The organism is Microbacterium sp. PAMC22086 (genome assembly GCF_019443525.1).
GTDB classification, from domain to species: Bacteria; Actinomycetota; Actinomycetes; order Actinomycetales; family Microbacteriaceae; genus Microbacterium; species Microbacterium maritypicum.
Map to the genome: position 1 here is coordinate 2,033,755 of NZ_CP080380.1, position 16,493 is coordinate 2,050,247.

A 16,493-nucleotide genomic window follows, 5' to 3' on the forward strand; every position below is an offset into this window, starting at 1 on the left:
CGCGCTCTCGCCGCGTCAGCGACGTTCGTGCGGTAGAGCCTGCTTAATTTTCTCGATCGTGCCCTGCGCAGGTGCCTCGTTGTACGCGCCCGCGAGCTCCTGGCCGGAGAGCCCGTGGATCGCGGCCATGATCTGATCCGTGGCGAGTCGACGCGCCCGTCCGCTGGTCGCCGGACCGTGCGGGGAAAGGTCGAGCGGTTCGCCGAAGCGCACCGTGATGCGCTCTTTGAGCGTGGGCATCTTCGCCCCCACCGGCATCACCTTGTCGGTGCCGATCAGACCGACCGGGACCACGGGTGCGCCGGTCTGGAGCGCGAGGAACGCGACGCCCGTGCGGCCCTTGTACAGCCGGCCGTCGGTGGAGCGGGTGCCCTCCGGGTACAGCGCTACGGCGAGTCCCTCGTCGAGGAGCTGGCGTTGCAGGTCGAGGGCATCCAGGGCGGCCTGTCCGGCGCCGCGGCGCACCGGAATCGCGCCGATCGACTCGAAGAACGTCTTGCTCATCCAGCCCTTGAAGCCGGTGCCCTCGAAGTACGTCGACTTCGCCAGGAAGTGCACCGGACGGGGTGCGGCGACCGGGATCGCGATCGAGTCGATGAAGGACAGGTGATTGCTCGCGAAGATGACGGGACCGCTCAGGGGGACGTTCTCGCGCCCTTCGATCCGGGGCCGGTACACCAGTCGAGCGAGAGGGGTGATGAGGCTGCGGCCGAGCGTGTAGGCGAACCCGGCGTGACGCGGCTTCGTCGTCTCCTCTGACGAGGCTTCCTCCGGTGACGAGGATTCGGGCTCGACGGACTGCTCAGAGGTCATCAGAGCAGATTACTCCCGGATCCATGCCAGCGTGGGAATGAAGACTTGCGCCGCGCCTCCCAGCGCGAGCAAAGGGGTATGAGGCAGGATGGAGTTTCCTGCCCGCGATCCCGAGGTCTCACTGTGCGCAAGCGTCCGCTCATCGTTCTGTCCACCGTCGCCGCGGCGACCCTTCTGCTGGCGGGCTGTGCCGGTGGCGCTGCGCCGGAGAGCTCCGGCACGCCTTCGCCGACCGCGTCCAGCGGATGTCTGCTGAACGCGCAGCCCGGTGCGACGTCCGACGCGGTCGTCGTCGACGGCGAAGGCCTCGACGCGAAGGTCACCGTCCCCGCGGACGCGCCGTTCGCCGACGTGGAGCGCACGATCATCTCCAAGGGCGACGGCGACGAGGTCGTCGCGAACGACCTCGTGGGCGTGAAGTTCCAGATCATCGAAGCCGCGACGGGTGAGATCGTCGACTCCTCGGCTCGCAGCGACGGAGGGGAAGCCTCCGTCCTCCTCGACCAGAACAACGCTTCACTGTTCATCGCAGCACTCGAGTGCCAGCCCCTCGGCACCCAGGTGGTCCTGGCGCTTCCCGGCAAGGTCTTCGGCGACGGCGGCACAGCCAAGGTCGTCTACGCCGAAGCGGTCGAGCAGCTCCCGGAGGTAGCGACGGGAACGCCGGTCGACCCGACCCCGGGCATGCCGACCGTCAAGCTCGACGACAAGGGCGCCCCGACCGTGACGATCCCGGACGGCGAGGCGCCGACCGAGACCAAGGTCGCCGTCCTCAAGCAGGGCGACGGCGCGACGGTCGCCTCGGGCGATCTCGTCGTCGTGCAGTACCTCGGCGTCAAGTGGTCCGACGGCACGGAGTTCGACTCCAGCTGGAGCCGTGACGCCGCCCCGGCGCAGTTCCAGACCACCGGGGTCGTCGCAGGCTTCCAGAAGGCTCTCGAGGGCCAGCAGGTCGGCTCTCAGGTCATCGTCGTGATGCCGCCGTCCGACGGTTACGGCGCGAGCGAGGGACATGAGCTCCAGAAGGAGAGCCTCGTGTTCGTCGTCGACATCCTCGCCACGACCCCGGTCCAGCAGCAGCAGTAACCGCGGGGAAGCCGTGGGCGTGACCTAGGCTGGCGTTATGCGTCGCGTCATCGTCCTCGGCTCCACCGGCTCCATCGGCACCCAGGCACTGGATGTGATCCGGGCCAACCCTCGTCGATTCGAGCTGGTCGGTCTCGCCGCCGGTTCGAACGCCGAGATGCTGGAGGCACAGGCCGCGCAGTTCCAGGTCGAGTCCACCGCTCTCGGAGCCGTCGAGGCCGAGCAGCTCGTCCGCGATGTCGAAGCCGACGTGGTGCTCAACGCCATCACCGGCTCGATCGGGCTCGGCTCGACCCTCGCGGCGCTGAAGGCGGGCCGCACACTCGCCCTCGCGAACAAGGAGTCCCTCATCGTGGGCGGCGACCTCGTGCTCGCCGCGGCAGCTCCCGGTCAGATCGTCCCTGTGGACTCCGAGCACTCCGCGCTCGCGCAGGCGCTGCTCGCCGGCACTCACGCAGAGGTGCGGCGGCTCGTGGTGACGGCATCCGGCGGTCCGTTCCGCGGACGCAGCCGCACGGAGCTGACCCAGGTCACCCCGGCGGAGGCGCTCGCGCACCCCACGTGGGACATGGGGCGCATGGTCACGACGAACTCCGCGACCCTGGTGAACAAGGGACTCGAGGTGATCGAGGCGCACCTGCTCTTCGACATCGCGTATGACGACATCGACGTCGTCGTGCATCCGCAGTCGATCGTGCACTCGATGGTCGAGTTCATCGACGGCTCCACGATCGCTCAGGCCTCGCCGCCCGACATGCGCCTGCCGATCTCTCTCGGTCTGGACTGGCCGCACCGTGTCGGCGGTGTCGGACGACCGCTGGACTGGTCGTCCGCCACCTCCTGGACCTTCGAGCCGCTCGATGCAGAGGCCTTCCCGTCCGTGGCGCTGGCGAAAGCCGTCGGACGCGCGGGCGGTACGTTTCCCGCCGTCTACAACGCGGCCAACGAGCAGGCCGTCGACGCGTTCCATGAGGGACAGCTCTCGTTCCTCGGCATCGTCGACACGATCGCCCGTGTCATCGACGCGCATGATGCGCCGGACGCGCTCACGGTCGAAACTCTTGCCGCGGCCGAATCCTGGGCGCGTGCGACCGCCGACCGCATGATCGCGGCCGTCTGAGGAGTCCGCCAGGGCGCTTCACCGCCCTGGCGTTCGGATCAGTCCTCGTCGGGGTAGGGCACCGGCCAGCGCGAGTCGGGGACGGGCCAGCCGGCGGCGCGCAGCGCCCGGCGGGCGAGCTCGCGCGCCGAGTAGGGCGTGCGGACCCCGCGGATGTCCCGATAGTCCTGATGCCCGGGGCCTGCCCAGAGGATCGCATCGCCGTCGCCCACGAGTCCGACCGCGGTGACGATCGCGTTCTCGGGCGGCGAGGCCTCGTGGATCTCGGCATCCGGTCGTGCCTTGCGGGCGCCTTCGATGAGAGTCGCCCGGATGGAGGCGGGGTCCTCGAAGCGCGGGTGGTGATCGGTGACCACGAGGATGTCGCTGCCTTCGACAGCGGTGCGCGCCATGTCGAAGCGTTTGCTCGCATCGCGGTCGCCATCGGCACCGAACAGCATCAGCACCTTGCCCGGGGTCACTCGGCGGACGGCGGCGAGCGTCTTCTCGAATGCGTCGGGGGAGTGACCGAAATCGACGAACACGGCGGGGCCGGTCGCTCCGGAGACCAGCTGGGTGCGACCGGGGAGATAGGCGCGGATACCGCCGTCGCGGGTGAGCGCCTCGACGATGCGATCCCAGGCGTAGCCGCCTTCGAGCAGCATCACGATCGCCAGGGCCGCGTTCGCGGCCATGTGCGGCCCGATCACCGGGACCGTGGTCGTGAGGGAACCGGCGGGGCCGGTCATCGTGAACGTGGTGCCGGCTGCCCGCTCCTCGTCGATGACGACGACCCAGTCCGCGGCGGTCGCGGCCTCGGGGTCTGCGGCGATGGACGGAGTGCCCACCGTGACGACAGGGATCTCGGCACGGTCGACGACGATCGCCCCCGAGGGGGAATCGAGGCAGATGACGCCGCGCTCGGCACGATCGGGGCGGAACAGCGGCAGCTTCGCCTCGAAGTACTCGTCCATGTCGGCGTAGTCGTCGAGGTGGTCGTGGCTCAGGTTGGTGAAGCCGGCGACGTCGAACCGGATGCCGTCGACGCGGTGGCGTGAGAGCGCCTGCGCGCTGACCTCGACGGCGACGGCTTCGACCGCGCGTTCGCGCATGAGCGCCAGCAGTGCGTGCATCTCGGAGGCTTCGGGGGTGGTCAGCCTCGAGACGATGACCTCGCCGGCGATATGACGTTCGGCGGTGGAGGAGAGTCCGGTGACGACGCCGATCTGATCCAGGATGCCTTCGAGCAGGTGGGAGACGCTGGTCTTGCCGTTGGTTCCGGTGGTCGCGAACAGCAACGGGAGCGGGTCGCCTGCTCCGGTGCCGTAGACCCACGCGCTGAGGTCGCCGAGCACAGCGCGAGGGTCATCGACCACGAGGATCGGGAGTCCCGCCGCTTCTGCGATCTCCGCGCCGGCCTCGTCCGTGATGACGGCGACGGCGCCCTTCTCGGCGGCGGTGACGGCGAAGTCCGCACCGTGCCGATTGACGCCCTGGATCGCGACGAACGCCTCGCCGGGGCGGAGATCCGCCGTCGCGAGGGTGATGCCGGTGAGGGCGATCCCGTCGACGTCACCGCGAACGGTGCGGGCGAAACGGGAAGCGAGTTCGGACAGCTCACGCCGGGGCGGGTTCGCGGGGCGGAGCACGGGAGGCAAGCTCGGTTGTTGTTCAATCGACATGGCGGATCCATGATCTCACGACCGCGGTGGGAACCACTCGCGGCACGGCCCCTCGCGCTCCGGAGAGCGCAGCGCGAGGGGCCGTGCAGGCCGTCAGGCGCGGCGTCGGTAGGCGAGGATCGCGACCACGAGGGCGGCGAAGCCGGCGACGAGACCGCCGGCGCCGAGAGCCACCCCCAGGGGGTCGGAGACCGCGGACCTGGCGGTGGCCTCGTCGCCCTTGTCGGCATCTTCGGTCTCGGCGTGCTCGCCGTGCCCGCCGGCGGCGGCCGCGGTGACGGAGACGACCGGAGCGGGTGCGTCGAGGCTGTGCGGGTCCTCGCCGTTCTCGGCGAGCTGCGTCCACTCGGTCGAACCCTCGACGCACTCCTGCACGACGGGGAACGCCAGCGTGTCGGGCGTGTTCTCGTCCAGGCCGACTCCCATGCTCACCGCGCCGCGAAGGTCGGTGGGCACCGGCGTGACTGCAGTGTACGTCACGGCGCTGACGAGGCCGTCATCACCGCGTTCGACCTCGATGTTCCAATTGCTGTCCATGGTCGGTGCCACCGAGGCGAGGCCCTCGGGCATCGTGATGCGCAGAGCGGTGGTGGGGGAGTTCTCGCAGCCGTGGGAGAACGAGAAGGTGAGCACGCCGTGGTCTCCTGCGGCGAGCTCGTCGGGGCTGACGCCCACGTGGGCGCTGGCCATGGCGGGGACGGCGAGGGCGAGGGTGGCTCCGCCGAGGACGCCGAGGGCGGCGAGGCTGAGACGACGGGTACGGGTGTTGCGGGACATGAGAGATCTCCTGGTGCTCGAAGTGCGGGCGCGCCACGACGGCGCGTCTCCGCGAAAGGGGTGATGCCGCCCCGTCGGGGGTCGGCGGACTCCGGTGCGACGGATCAGTCGCGGGCGAGCGCAGGAGGACCGCGTCTGGGCACAGCGGCCGAGACGGCGGCGTCGAAGGAGACGACGGTGACCGAACGCAGTCGAGGCGGTCGGCGATGCATCGCGGGCGCCAGCGCGGATGCGCGTCGGAAGAGTGCGTCGACCCAGCGGGCGACGATCCGCACGACCGCTTCCGCATGCCACACCAGGATCGTGGTGAGCACGGCCGCGACGACGTGCGCGAACAGCATCAGTGCGCCGGGGGCCGCTGCGGGTGCCGTAGACCCGAGAAGCGCCACGTCGAGATGGTGGGAGTGTGCGCCGCCGGCGATCGGCGTCGTACCCGTCGGGGCGCCCAGCAGCTGGAACAGGACGTGGAAGGCGCCCTGGGCGAGGAAGACCGCCAGGGCTACATGGCCGCGCGACTGCCTGACGCCGACCAGCACGGCGGACAGCGGTGTGACCAGAGTCGCGATCGCGAGGATCAGCAGCGCATGCGGAGCCGCTCCGCCGCCCAGAGTGTGGGACAGTGCGGCGAGCAACGTCGCCACCGAGGATACGGCGGCAGCGCGCACGAGTCGCAGCTGCCGGGCATTCACCCTCTCAGCCTAGCTGCGCCGCGGCGCCGGGCGGATTCCTAGCTGGGGGCACTAACGTTGGCACGTGGAATTCCTGCTCTATCTGGCCGGCATCCTGTTCATGCTGATCGGCCTCGGGCTGTCGATCGGCCTGCATGAGGTCGGGCATCTCGTCCCCGCGAAGCTCTTCGGCGTGCGCGTCGGTCAGTACATGATCGGCTTCGGCCCGCGGCTGTGGTCTCGGCGCATCGGCGAGACGGAGTACGGGTTCAAGCTGCTTCCGCTGGGGGGCTTCATCTCGATGTCGGGCATGTACCCGGCGTCGAAGAGCTCCGGTCCGGCCTCCGGCGTCTTCCGCTCATTGATCCAGGATGCGCGTAGCGCGAACGACGAGACCATCGCGGAGGGCGCGGAAGATCGCGTCTTCTACCGCCTGCCCGTGTGGAAGCGCGTGGTCGTGATGCTCGGCGGTCCCGCCATGAACTTCGTGCTCGCCACGGTGATCTTCACCGTGCTGCTGTCGGGGATCGGCCTGGAGCAGGGAACCACCACCATCGCCTCGGTGACCGAATGCGTGGTGCCCGCGGGCTCGACGGCAACCGAGTGCACACCGGATGACCCGGCCTCACCCGCCGCGGAAGCCGGGATCAAGCCGGGAGATGTCATCGTGTCCGTCGACGGACAGCCGGTGTCGACGTTCGCCGAGGCCACCACGATCGTGCAGGCGGCACCGGGCGAGACGCTCGACATGGTGGTGCGACGTGATGGGGCGGAGAAGTCGCTGCGTCTCACGCCGATCGCGGCAGAGCGCACGATCACCGACGCCAGCGGCCAGCCGGTCCTCGACGACGCGGGAAAGCCTGTCGTCAAGGAGGTCGGCTATATCGGGATGGGGGCGCAGATGGGCTACGTTCAGCAGCCCCTCACCGCCGGCCCCGAGATGGCCGCGGACAGCACCGCTCGGGTCGCATCCATGATCGTCACGCTCCCTGTGCGTCTGTGGGACGTCGGCGTCTCCCTCGTCACCGGCGGAGAACGCGACCCGAATGGACCGCTGAGCGTCGTCGGGGTCGGACGCCTTGCAGGTGAGGTCGCCGCGACCGATGCGCCCATCCTCAACAGGTTCGCCTTCCTGCTCGGTCTGCTGGGCTCGCTGAACATCGCGCTGTTCGTCTTCAACCTCATCCCGCTGCTCCCGCTCGACGGTGGTCACATCGTCGTCGCGCTGTGGGACGGCATCAAGCGCGCGTGGGCCAAGCTCTACCGCAGGCCGCCCCCGGCGCCCGTCGATGCGACGAAGCTCGTGCCGCTGACCGTGGTCGTCGCGGTGCTTCTGATCGCGATGGGAGCGCTGCTGCTCGTCGCCGATCTGTTCAACCCGGTGAATCTTCTCGGCTGAGGTGTCGAATTCGTCCTTGCCCGTTCGCTGAAGGGGTGAAACGGTTCTCAAGACGAAAGGACGAACCTCATGAAGTACGTCATCATGTTTACATCCACCCCCGAGCACGACGCCGCCGTCTCGCCGGAGGTCGCTCAAGACGTGTACGCGCGTGTCTACCAGTGGTTCCAGGACAATGCCGACTCGATCGAGGACAGCGGCGCAGAACTGCAGCCGGTCGATGCGGCGACCACCGTGCGACACGGGGCCACGGGCGCAGTCGTCGTCGACGGTCCCTTCACGGAGGCGCGTGAGGCCGTCGGCGGCTTCACTCTCATCGATGTGGCCGACCTCGACGCCGCGATCGCCCTGGCGCGGACGTGGCCGATGCTCGAGCTCGAGGGCACCTCGGTCGAGATCCGTCCGATCGTGACGGACTACAGCCAGTTCGAGCAGTGAACGCCTCGGATGCCGCGTCATCGGGGGACGCGGCGTCCGATCGCGCCCTGGAGCGGGTGGTCCGAGCCGAATCCGCCCGGATCGTCGCGGCCCTCACCACGTCGCTCGGCAACCTCGATCTCGCGGAGGAGTCCGTGGCCGAGGCTGTCGCCGAAGCTCTGGTCGGATGGCGCGTGAGGGGAGTCCCGCCGAATCCGGCCGCGTGGCTCACTACGGCTGCGCGTCACAACGCACTCGATCGGCTGCGCCGCGACAAGCGCTACCGCCAGAAGCTCGCGATCCTCTCCGACCGGGCGCCGCTGGTCGACACCGAAATGGATGAGCGACTGCCTCTGCTGTTCGGATGCTGCCATCCGGTGCTGTCCGAGCCCGCACAGCTCGCGCTCACCCTGCGCGCGGTGTGCGGCCTCACGACCGAGCAGATCGCCAGGGCGACGATGAGCACTCCGACCGCTGTCGGACAGCGCATCGTGCGCGCCAAGCGCAGGATCGGCGCGGCAGGGATCCCGCTGCGTGTGCCGGAGGGCGGGGAGCGGGCACCGCGCCTGGACATGGTCCTCACCGTGATCTCGGTCATGTACAACATGGCGCATCTCCTGCCGGGCGCGGACTCCGGGGCGGATCGCGACGTCGCAGAAGACGCACTGTGGCTGGCGGAGGTCGTGGCGCACGCCCTCCCTGGTGAACCCGAAGCATGGGGGCTGGTGGCGCTGCTGAAGTTCCATCGCAGCAGGGAGCCCGCGCGAGCGCTCGAGGGTGAGATGGTGCTGCTCGCCGACCAGGACCGGACGCGGTGGGACGCCGCGCTTCAACGCGATGCCCATCGAGCGCTCTCGCGCGCTGCCGGGATGCGGCGGTCAGGTCGTTGGCAGTTGCATGCGGCCATCGCCGCGTGCCATTCCGATGCGCAGCACTTCGCCGACACGGACTGGGCCCAGATCGTCGCGCTCTACGATCTGCTTCTCGTCCACGATGCGTCGCCCGTGGTTCGTCTCAATCGCGCCGTCGCGGTCGGGCAGACCGGCGACGTGAAGCACGCGCTCGCAGAGGTGGAGGTCCTTCATGATGATCTGGTGCGCTTCCACCTCTGGCATGCCGTGCGCGGTGACCTGCTGCGGCGAACTGGACGGGAAGAGGAAGCTCTCGCGGCACTCCGCGATGCCCACGAGCTCGCGGTGAACGACGCGGAGCGACGCCTGCTCCGCTCCCGAGTATCGCTCGAGCTCTGACCGACCCCGGTTCGACGGATCAGGCGAGGGCGTGCGACACGAGGCGCTCGAGCGTGCGGATCCCGTCGCGCGAGAGGATCGACTCGAGATGTCCCTGCACCGAGGCGAAGTGCGCCCCGCGGAGCGCGTACACATCGCCGGAGTCGGGATCCGCTGACACGTCGGCATCCCCGACGGTCATCGTGCCAGGGCTGACCCGCGCGGTGAAGGTGTTATAGAAGCCGATCGATGCGTCCTCTCCGAACACCGGCACGGACTTCTGCAGACCCTGATGCGGGGTATCGAGCGGAGTCAGCGAGATGCCGAGCCTGTCGGCGAGGATCTGGTGGCTGAGGCACACCGCGAGCAGCGGTGCGTCGGAATCGAGCCGACGCGCGACCACGGCGCGCATCCTGGCGATGCGGGCGTTCTCCGTATCCCGCGGATCTCCGGGACCTGGGCCTGCGACGACGAGGTCTGCGGCATCCAGATCGGCGTCCCGCACCTCGCTCCAGGGGGCGATGGTCACCGCGAGACCCAGATGGCGCAGCTGGTGGGCGAGCATGGTCGTGAAACGGTCCTCGGCATCCACGACGAGGGCCGAGTGTCCGGCGAACGGGCCCGTGAACTCCTCGCCCTGCGGGTTGAGCCAGAACTCGGCCAGACGGGCGTTGCGCGACGAGAGCAGCTCGGAGATCGCGGGGTCGTCGGCGAGGGCACGTGCCGCGCCCGGAGCGTCCGCATCGCTGCGTGCCTCGGCGACGCGGTCACGGTCGATCGCTCCGATGGCACCCAGCACACCGGCGGCCTTGCCGTGCGTCTCGGACACCTCGCCCATCGGGTCGGAGTGCCGAACGAGCGTCGCACCGACCGGCACGCGGAGGGTGCCGTCCTGGAGGTACACGGTACGGATGAGGATCGGCGCGTCCAGGTCGTGGCCGCCGTCGGCGTTCGGGGTGAACAGGGCGGCGACTCCGGAGTAGTAGCCGCGGGGCTCGCGCTCGTGGCGACGGATGACGGCGCACGCGTTCTGCATGGGCGACCCGGTGACGGTCGGCGCGAACATGGTCTCGCGCAGGATGTCGCGCGGATCGAGGGAGCTGCGTCCGCGAAGCATGTACTCGGTGTGCGTGAGCCGCGACATCTCCTTGAGGTGGGGGCCGGTGATCCGCCCACCGTCGGAGCACACGGCGCTCATCATCTTGAGTTCCTCGTCGACGACCATGAACAGTTCCTCGGTCTCCTTGGTCGAGGCGAGGAAGTCGATCAGCGTCTCCTTCGTCGAACCACCGGCCGGGTGACGGAACGTTCCGGAGATCGGGTTCATCGTGACGATGCCTTCGCGGGCGACCACATGGGCCTCCGGGCTGGCGCCGACGGCGATGTGCCCGGGAGTGACGACGGCGAAAGTCCAGTAGGCGCCGCGTTCGTGCGTGAGCAGCGCACGGAACCAGGTGAGGGCGGCCGTCCGGTCGTCGACGTCGATGCCGGCGGTGAAATCGCGCCGGATGACGAAGTTCGCACCCTCCCCACGGCCGATCTCCTCGGCGATGACCTTCTCGACGATCGCGGCGTACTCGGCGTCGGCGATGTCGAAGCCGTCGTCGTGAAGCGCGACGGGTGTGCGGGGGAGGGCCGTGAGAAGTTCCGCGGTGGGCAGGTGCAGGTGCTCGTCGACGACCACGCACCGCAGCGGGGCACCGTCGTCCTGGGCGACGAACCCGCGTTCACGCACCTGGCGATAGGGGACCATCGAGAACACCTCGCGAGGGGTGCCGTCGATGGTCAGCGGGATGTCCGCGAGCAGATCGACGTCGACGACCTCCCCGCTGAGCAGCTCGACGGTGTCGGCGCCGTCACGTGCGATCAGCACGAAGGACGCCGTCGGATCGGCGCTGAGCTCGGCGAGTCGTGAGAGGGTCATCGATGTCTCCTGTGCTGTGCTCCGGCTCGGCGCAACGAAAAGACCGCCGAGGTCGGCGGTCTGAATTCGTGGGAACGCGAACACACCGCCTAGAAGGCGGGCCACCAGGTGAAGTTCGCGAGCATGGGGCCGAAACTACCACATCGCGCGTGGCGGCCCGAGCGCGATGACGTCACCAGATGCTGCCGCCCGGCTCTTTCGTCTCGGTGTCGAGGGCGTGATCGACGACGAGACGCACCGCGCGAGCCAGCTGCGCCTCGGCGACATGCGGAGCGTCTGCGGGAGCGGTGCCGGTCGACCAGGGGAGGTGCACGAACCCTGCGATGGCATTCGGCCCGATCGCACCCAGCGCGGTGTACAGCACGTGGTTGCACACGTACGCGCCCGCCGACAGCGAGAGCCGCGCCGGGAGTCCTTCGGCGATCAGCTCGTCGACGAGACGCTTGACGGGAAGCGTCGAGAACCGCGCCGCAGGGCCGCCGGCCTCGCTGGGCACGTCGACGGGCTGTGCGCCGTCGTTGTCGGGGATGCGCGCATCGATCAGGTTCACCCCGATGCGCTCGAGGGCGATGTGCGAGCTCCCACCGGCGAGTCCGGTGGCGATGACGACATCAGGGGAGTGGCGCTCGATCAGGGCGCGCAGGCGGCGCGCCGAGGCGTCGAATGCGACGGGAAGAGTCGCGACGACCAGGTCGTGCGGGCCGTCGTAGTCGGCCACGACGGCGTTCACCGCATCCGCAGAGGGGTTGCGCGCGGCGCCGTCGAAGGGTTCGAAGCCGGTGAGGAGGACGACTGCCATTCATCCAGCGTAGGTGCGTCCGTCCAGCCCACTTGCATCCTGGCGGCGTAGGCTTGAGGGGTGCCAGCAGTGAACCTCGGAATGCCGAAGATCCCCGAAGTCCTCGCCCCGCGCCGTAAGTCCCGGCAGATCAAAGTGGGCAAGGTGCTCGTGGGCGGCGACGCTCCGGTCAGCGTGCAGTCGATGACGACCACGAAGACGACCGACATCAACGGGACTCTCCAGCAGATCGCCGAGCTCACGGCCTCCGGCTGCGAAATCGTGCGCGTCGCCGTGCCGCATCAGGACGATGCCGACGCGCTGAAGATCATCGCGATGAAGAGCCAGATCCCTGTGATCGCCGACATCCACTTCCAGCCGCGCTACATCTACACGGCGATCGACGCCGGATGCGGCGCGGTTCGAGTGAACCCCGGGAACATCCGGGAGTTCGACGGCAACGTCGGCAAGATCGCGGAGGCGGCGAAGGCCGCGGGCGTTTCGCTGCGCATCGGTGTCAACGCCGGATCGCTCGACCGCCGCATCCTCACCAAGTACGGCAAGGCGACGGCCGAGGCGCTGGTCGAGAGCGCCGTCTGGGAGGCGTCGCTGTTCGAGGAGCACGACTTCCACGACTTCAAGATCTCGGTCAAGCACAATGACCCGATCGTGATGGTCAAGGCGTACCGGCTGCTGGCTGAGCGGGGCGATTGGCCTCTGCACCTCGGCGTGACCGAGGCCGGCCCGGCGTTCCAAGGCACGATCAAGAGCGCCACGGCGTTCGGCATCCTGCTCGGCGAGGGCATCGGCGACACGATCCGGGTGTCGCTGTCGGCGCCGCCGGCCGAAGAGGTCAAGGTGGGCCACCAGATCCTGCAGTCGCTGAACCTGCGCGAGCGCAAGCTCGAGATCGTCTCGTGCCCCTCGTGCGGTCGTGCGCAGGTCGACGTATACACGTTGGCCGAGAACGTCACCGAGGGACTCAAGGACATGACCGTCCCGCTTCGGGTCGCCGTGATGGGCTGCGTCGTCAACGGACCCGGTGAGGCCCGAGAGGCCGACCTCGGCGTCGCCTCGGGCAACGGCAAGGGGCAGATCTTCGTGAAGGGCGAGGTCATCAAGACCGTGCCTGAGGCGGACATCGTCGCCACGCTGATCGAAGAAGCCAACCGCATCGCCGCAGAGATGGGACCGGAAGCGCCGCTCGGCACCGCCCAGGTCGTCACGGTCTGAGCCAGGAGGAGCACCACATGTCCGATCACACACTTCCCGCTCCTGTGCAGGCGATGATCGACGCGATCAACGCCGCCGACACCGAGGCATTCGTGGATGCCTTCACCGCCGACGGTTTCGTCAGCGATTGGGGCACGGTCAAGGCCGGCCCCGCTGGGGTGCGCGACTGGGCGGGCAGTGACGCGATCGGCGCCGGTGCGCAGATGACCGTGCTCTCGGCCGAGACCGAGGGCGACACCACGCGCCTCCGTTTCGGATGGGCGAGTCGCGTCTTCAACGGTGAGTCCGACGGCATCTTCGTCGTCGAGGGCGACAAGCTCGCCAGCTTCACGATCCCCCCGTCCCACTGACACGTCAGCTGCGGGCTGTGGAGCCCGCGCGCCGACTGCGTGCCGTCGAATCCTAGGAGAACCATGTCGACGCCCACCATCGTGACCTTCGCGGCAGGGGCCATCGCCGGAGATGGCATCGTCACCCGTGTCGAGAACCACCCGGACGGCCCCGTCGTGGTCGTGGACACGACACCCTTTCACCCCGTCGACCACACCTGGCCGGATCAGCCGGGCGACACGGGGACCATCGCGGTCGCCGGCGACACCGTCCAGGTGACGGAGGCGCTGATGGCCGCGATCTCGGATGAGGGCGAGTTCGCCGTCGGGAGCGACATCCCCGTCAAGCGCGGGGCCGACGGCTGGACCTGGCTCGTCGGGCATCGGATCGAGGCTGCCGCTCCGGCTGCTCTCGTCGAGGGTGCGCGGGTGACGCTCTCGGTCGAGGGTGCGCGTCGTGTCGGCCTCAGCCGCGGCCACACCGCATGTCACCTCGCCTCTCTCGCGCTCGACCGGGCCCTGGCGGACCTCTGGCGCAAGGACCCCGGTGTCGACGCCCTCGGTGCCCCCGACTTCGAGGGCCGCGCCAATCAGTCGAGTCGGATCCACGAGGACGGGGCCGTCGACGAGTACCGTCTGGGCAAGAGCCTGCGCAGGGCCGGGTTCGACACCGAGACGTTCGCGGCGACGCTCACCGATCGGGAAGCACGCGTCAACGACCAGCTCGCGGCATGGGTCGCCGCCGGTGTCTCCAGCAGCGTCGAGACCGAGGGCCCGTCCATCGTCGACCGTCGTCGTTGGCACTGCGAACTCCCCGAGGGCGAGGCCGTGATCCTCTGCGGAGGAACGCACGTCGACTCGCTCGCCGCGTTCGCCTCGATCACGGTGTCGCTCGACCTGAGCGATCCTCAGCTCCTGGTCATGACGACCGTGGCGACGCCGGCCGACTGACGTCAGCCTCACGCCGCGCGACGGTGTGGCGATACGAGGCGTGACCGTAGGCGACCAGCACGACAGCCGCTGCCGTCATCGCGGAGAAGGACCGACCAGCTTGATGCAGATCGCTCGTCGGAGCGGTGGACAGGAACGGTGGTGTCATGATCAGCGCCATCCATCCCCAGAAAGCCGCCACCACCGCGGTGGTCGTGAGCAGGAGCAGGACCTGCGGGTCGCTGTTCACCCCCGGTGTCATGCCTGCTGCCACCGCTCCGAGAGCGAGCACGACGACGAAGAGGACGGAAAGCCCCAGCATCGCATTGCTGATCCAGTGGCGGACCCTTCGCGCGAACCGGGTCACCTTCGTGTAGGCATCGGCTGTCAGGAGCGTCAGCATGAGGATCACTGAGGCGACAGCGCAGGTGACTCCCGCACCGATGAACATCGTGACACCGGGCTCGCGCTGGCTCGGCGCCAGAGCGAAGACCACGACGGACGCACAGGAAAGGGGGACGGCGAGGCAAAGTCGAAAGAACCACCACGGTGCTGATCGCCAGGACGATACCGGGACTTCGATGAATGCAGACGCCAGTGCGAACAGATCGGGCTGGGTCTGTGACGAGGGATCGACGAGTGCGGACGGTGAAGGCATCCCGCCAGTATGGCCGTGGGGACAGACGACGTCAGCAGGCCGACAGGATGTTCAGATCGCGAACTCGACCTCTCCCTTCGCGATGTCAGCCCGAGCCACCCGGAGCTGGACGACATCGCCCGGCTTCGCCCCCATGGGCAGGGGTGCCGTCGCCGTGACCGCGGGGTCGGCGAGTTGGATCGCCGCACGCTCGCCCCGCAGCTCGATCACGGTCGCCTCCATCGTCGAGCCGACCAGCGGCGTCAGGAGCGCGGCTTCGACGCTGTTGATCGTGGCGGCGTTCAGTCGTGAGGCGCGCTGACCGGACTCCTGCATCAGCGCGGGCAGCTCTGCGAGTGAGGCGCGTGCCCATTCGGGGGCAGGCGTGCCGTTCGAGGCGGCGAGGCAGATCGCGAGGGCCCACCGATCGACCAGCCGGCGCAGGGGAGCGGTCGCGTGAGCATAGGGCGCGGCGATGGCGGCCTGCACAGCATCCTTCGGCGTCTCGCCGTCGAACACCAGATACCCCGCTCCGCGGAACAGTGACGAAGCGGCCTCCAGCACGGGGAGCGTCATCGGGTCGGCGCGGTCGAGGTTTCGCAGGTACTCGCCGTAGGTGCCCGTCGTCCACGGTCGACCGAGGGCTTCCGTCTGGTGCCGGAACGTCTCGAACGCAGCGTCATCCGGTTCCGGCATGGTCCGAAGGATCCCCACCCCGGCATCGAGCATCAGGGTCGCGGCTGCCATCCCCGTCATGAGCGAGAGCTGAGCGTTCCATTCCTCCACGGGCAGCGGACTGCGACGCTCGATCGCATAGGTGCCGTCCTGGGCGCGCACGACCTCTTCATCGGGCAGGTTCAGGCTCGCTCCGCCGCGCAGGCGCTCCTGCTCCATCCGCAGGGCGCCGATCTCGGGCAGCAGCGCGGCCGGCCCGTCTTCGCCGAGATCGAGCGACATCTGGGTCGTGGCGTAGTCGAGCTGGGCGCGCGAGCGGATCAACGCGCGCTCCAGACGGAAGGTCGAGACCACGCCGGCGGAGTCGAGGGCGAATGTCCACACCAATGCCGGTCGATCGACATCGGCGAGCAGCGACGCGCGATCCTCGCTCAGGACCCGCGGATGCAGGGGGATCGAGCCGTCGGCGGCGTACAGGGTCTGTCCGCGCCGCCGAGCCTCGGCGTCGACGGCGCCACCTGGGACGACAAAGCCGGGGACGTCGGCGATCGCGTAGCGAACCGTGTAGCCGCTGCCGTCGCGCTCGAGATGAAACGCCTGATCGAGGTCGCGAGAACCCTCGGGATCGAGCGTCGCGAAGGGGATGTCGCGAAGGTCGAGTTCGGGCACGGTCGCCGTCGATGCCTCAGCTTCGGCGATCACATCCTCAGGGAAGTCGACGGGGGCTTCGGCCGACTCGCGCAGAGCGGCGAGCGCCGTGGCCAGTTCGGTCTGGGCGGCAGACGGGGCGACGTGTGATCGGCGCTGAGGCATGGCT

Annotated in this window: 16 protein-coding genes; 8 read left to right on the forward strand and 8 right to left on the reverse strand. The window is 69.0% G+C overall.

What is annotated here, in order from left to right; all coding sequences use genetic code 11:
* Positions 1-15: 15 nt before the first annotated feature.
* Positions 16-813: a 1-acyl-sn-glycerol-3-phosphate acyltransferase gene (locus KY497_RS10155; protein ID WP_017830981.1), complete on the reverse strand. Its 798-nt coding sequence runs from the start codon at positions 811-813 to the stop codon at positions 16-18.
* Between the two features lie 123 nt (positions 814-936).
* Here KY497_RS10155 and KY497_RS10160 point away from each other — a divergent pair, with 123 nt between their 5' ends.
* A complete protein-coding gene (locus KY497_RS10160) occupies positions 937-1,899 on the forward strand; it encodes an FKBP-type peptidyl-prolyl cis-trans isomerase (RefSeq protein ID WP_055868848.1) in 963 nt (320 codons plus the stop codon).
* Between the two features lie 37 nt (positions 1,900-1,936).
* Positions 1,937-3,019 (forward strand): 1-deoxy-D-xylulose-5-phosphate reductoisomerase, encoded by a 1,083-nt coding sequence (gene dxr / locus KY497_RS10165; protein WP_218682722.1) that lies wholly within the window; start codon positions 1,937-1,939, stop codon positions 3,017-3,019.
* 38 nt (positions 3,020-3,057) lie between these two features.
* Here dxr and KY497_RS10170 read toward each other — a convergent pair whose 3' ends face one another.
* The 3 genes from KY497_RS10170 to KY497_RS10180 form a co-directional block, all read right to left on the reverse strand.
* Entirely contained in the window at positions 3,058-4,680 is a 1,623-nt protein-coding gene (locus KY497_RS10170; protein ID WP_055868844.1) for a Mur ligase family protein, read from the reverse strand.
* 93 nt (positions 4,681-4,773) lie between these two features.
* Positions 4,774-5,457: a YcnI family protein gene (locus tag KY497_RS10175; protein WP_219868977.1), complete on the reverse strand. Its 684-nt coding sequence runs from the start codon at positions 5,455-5,457 to the stop codon at positions 4,774-4,776.
* Positions 5,458-5,561: 104 nt separating this feature from the next.
* On the reverse strand, positions 5,562-6,146 hold the full coding sequence (locus tag KY497_RS10180; protein WP_141386391.1) for a hypothetical protein: 585 nt from the start codon (positions 6,144-6,146) through the stop codon (positions 5,562-5,564).
* 64 nt (positions 6,147-6,210) lie between these two features.
* Here KY497_RS10180 and KY497_RS10185 point away from each other — a divergent pair, with 64 nt between their 5' ends.
* The 3 genes from KY497_RS10185 to KY497_RS10195 all read left to right on the forward strand — a co-directional run bounded on the left by KY497_RS10185 (position 6,211) and on the right by KY497_RS10195 (position 9,191).
* Positions 6,211-7,524, forward strand: a complete 1,314-nt coding sequence (locus KY497_RS10185; protein WP_219868978.1) for an RIP metalloprotease — start codon at positions 6,211-6,213, stop codon at positions 7,522-7,524.
* Positions 7,525-7,593: 69 nt separating this feature from the next.
* Positions 7,594-7,962 carry a YciI family protein gene (locus KY497_RS10190; protein WP_055868837.1) on the forward strand — a complete coding sequence of 123 codons (369 nt, stop codon included), beginning with the start codon at positions 7,594-7,596 and terminating at the stop codon, positions 7,960-7,962.
* Complete coding sequence (locus KY497_RS10195; RefSeq protein WP_219868979.1) at positions 7,959-9,191, forward strand: RNA polymerase sigma factor; 1,233 nt, start codon at positions 7,959-7,961, stop codon at positions 9,189-9,191. The genes KY497_RS10190 and KY497_RS10195 overlap by 4 nt, the downstream gene beginning before the upstream one ends.
* A gap of 19 nt (positions 9,192-9,210) precedes the next feature.
* Here the strand turns inward: KY497_RS10195 and KY497_RS10200 are convergent, their stop codons facing one another.
* Both KY497_RS10200 and KY497_RS10205 read right to left on the reverse strand, forming a co-directional pair.
* Positions 9,211-11,094: a chorismate-binding protein gene (locus KY497_RS10200; RefSeq protein WP_141386388.1), complete on the reverse strand. Its 1,884-nt coding sequence runs from the start codon at positions 11,092-11,094 to the stop codon at positions 9,211-9,213.
* Positions 11,095-11,266: 172 nt separating this feature from the next.
* Positions 11,267-11,893 carry a pyroglutamyl-peptidase I gene (locus tag KY497_RS10205; RefSeq protein ID WP_141386387.1) on the reverse strand — a complete coding sequence of 209 codons (627 nt, stop codon included), beginning with the start codon at positions 11,891-11,893 and terminating at the stop codon, positions 11,267-11,269.
* 60 nt (positions 11,894-11,953) lie between these two features.
* Between KY497_RS10205 and ispG the strand changes: the two genes are divergently transcribed.
* The 3 genes from ispG (at position 11,954) to KY497_RS10220 (ending at position 14,385) form a co-directional block, all read left to right on the forward strand.
* On the forward strand, positions 11,954-13,105 hold the full coding sequence (gene ispG, locus KY497_RS10210; RefSeq protein WP_174233197.1) for a flavodoxin-dependent (E)-4-hydroxy-3-methylbut-2-enyl-diphosphate synthase: 1,152 nt from the start codon (positions 11,954-11,956) through the stop codon (positions 13,103-13,105).
* A 17-nt stretch (positions 13,106-13,122) separates the two neighbouring features.
* Entirely contained in the window at positions 13,123-13,455 is a 333-nt protein-coding gene (locus KY497_RS10215; RefSeq protein ID WP_055868827.1) for a nuclear transport factor 2 family protein, read from the forward strand.
* A 63-nt stretch (positions 13,456-13,518) separates the two neighbouring features.
* Positions 13,519-14,385: a hypothetical protein gene (locus KY497_RS10220; RefSeq protein ID WP_219868980.1), complete on the forward strand. Its 867-nt coding sequence runs from the start codon at positions 13,519-13,521 to the stop codon at positions 14,383-14,385.
* On the opposite strand, the gene KY497_RS10225 is transcribed toward KY497_RS10220, so the two are convergent.
* Both KY497_RS10225 and KY497_RS10230 read right to left on the reverse strand, forming a co-directional pair.
* Entirely contained in the window at positions 14,354-14,860 is a 507-nt protein-coding gene (locus KY497_RS10225) for a hypothetical protein (RefSeq protein WP_218682447.1), read from the reverse strand. The two genes, KY497_RS10220 and KY497_RS10225, sit on opposite strands and share 32 nt — an antisense overlap.
* 213 nt (positions 14,861-15,073) lie before the next feature.
* A complete protein-coding gene (locus KY497_RS10230) occupies positions 15,074-16,489 on the reverse strand; it encodes an RNB domain-containing ribonuclease (protein ID WP_218682446.1) in 1,416 nt (471 codons plus the stop codon).
* Positions 16,490-16,493 lie beyond the last annotated feature (4 nt).

Excerpts from the sequence above, each read along its gene's own strand:
- KY497_RS10155 (WP_017830981.1), bottom strand. The coding sequence starts at position 813 with ATGACCTCTGAGCAGTCCGTCGAGCCCGAATCCTCGTCACCGGAGGAA.
- dxr (WP_218682722.1), top strand. The coding sequence starts at position 1,937 with ATGCGTCGCGTCATCGTCCTCGGCTCCACCGGCTCCATCGGCACCCAG.
- KY497_RS10170 (WP_055868844.1), bottom strand. The coding sequence starts at position 4,680 with ATGTCGATTGAACAACAACCGAGCTTGCCTCCCGTGCTCCGCCCCGCG.
- KY497_RS10175 (WP_219868977.1), bottom strand. The coding sequence starts at position 5,457 with ATGTCCCGCAACACCCGTACCCGTCGTCTCAGCCTCGCCGCCCTCGGC.
- KY497_RS10190 (WP_055868837.1), top strand. The coding sequence starts at position 7,594 with ATGAAGTACGTCATCATGTTTACATCCACCCCCGAGCACGACGCCGCC.
- KY497_RS10200 (WP_141386388.1), bottom strand. The coding sequence starts at position 11,094 with ATGACCCTCTCACGACTCGCCGAGCTCAGCGCCGATCCGACGGCGTCC.
- KY497_RS10205 (WP_141386387.1), bottom strand. The coding sequence starts at position 11,893 with ATGGCAGTCGTCCTCCTCACCGGCTTCGAACCCTTCGACGGCGCCGCG.
- KY497_RS10215 (WP_055868827.1), top strand. The coding sequence starts at position 13,123 with ATGTCCGATCACACACTTCCCGCTCCTGTGCAGGCGATGATCGACGCG.
- KY497_RS10220 (WP_219868980.1), top strand. The coding sequence starts at position 13,519 with ATGTCGACGCCCACCATCGTGACCTTCGCGGCAGGGGCCATCGCCGGA.
- KY497_RS10230 (WP_218682446.1), bottom strand. The coding sequence starts at position 16,489 with ATGCCTCAGCGCCGATCACACGTCGCCCCGTCTGCCGCCCAGACCGAA.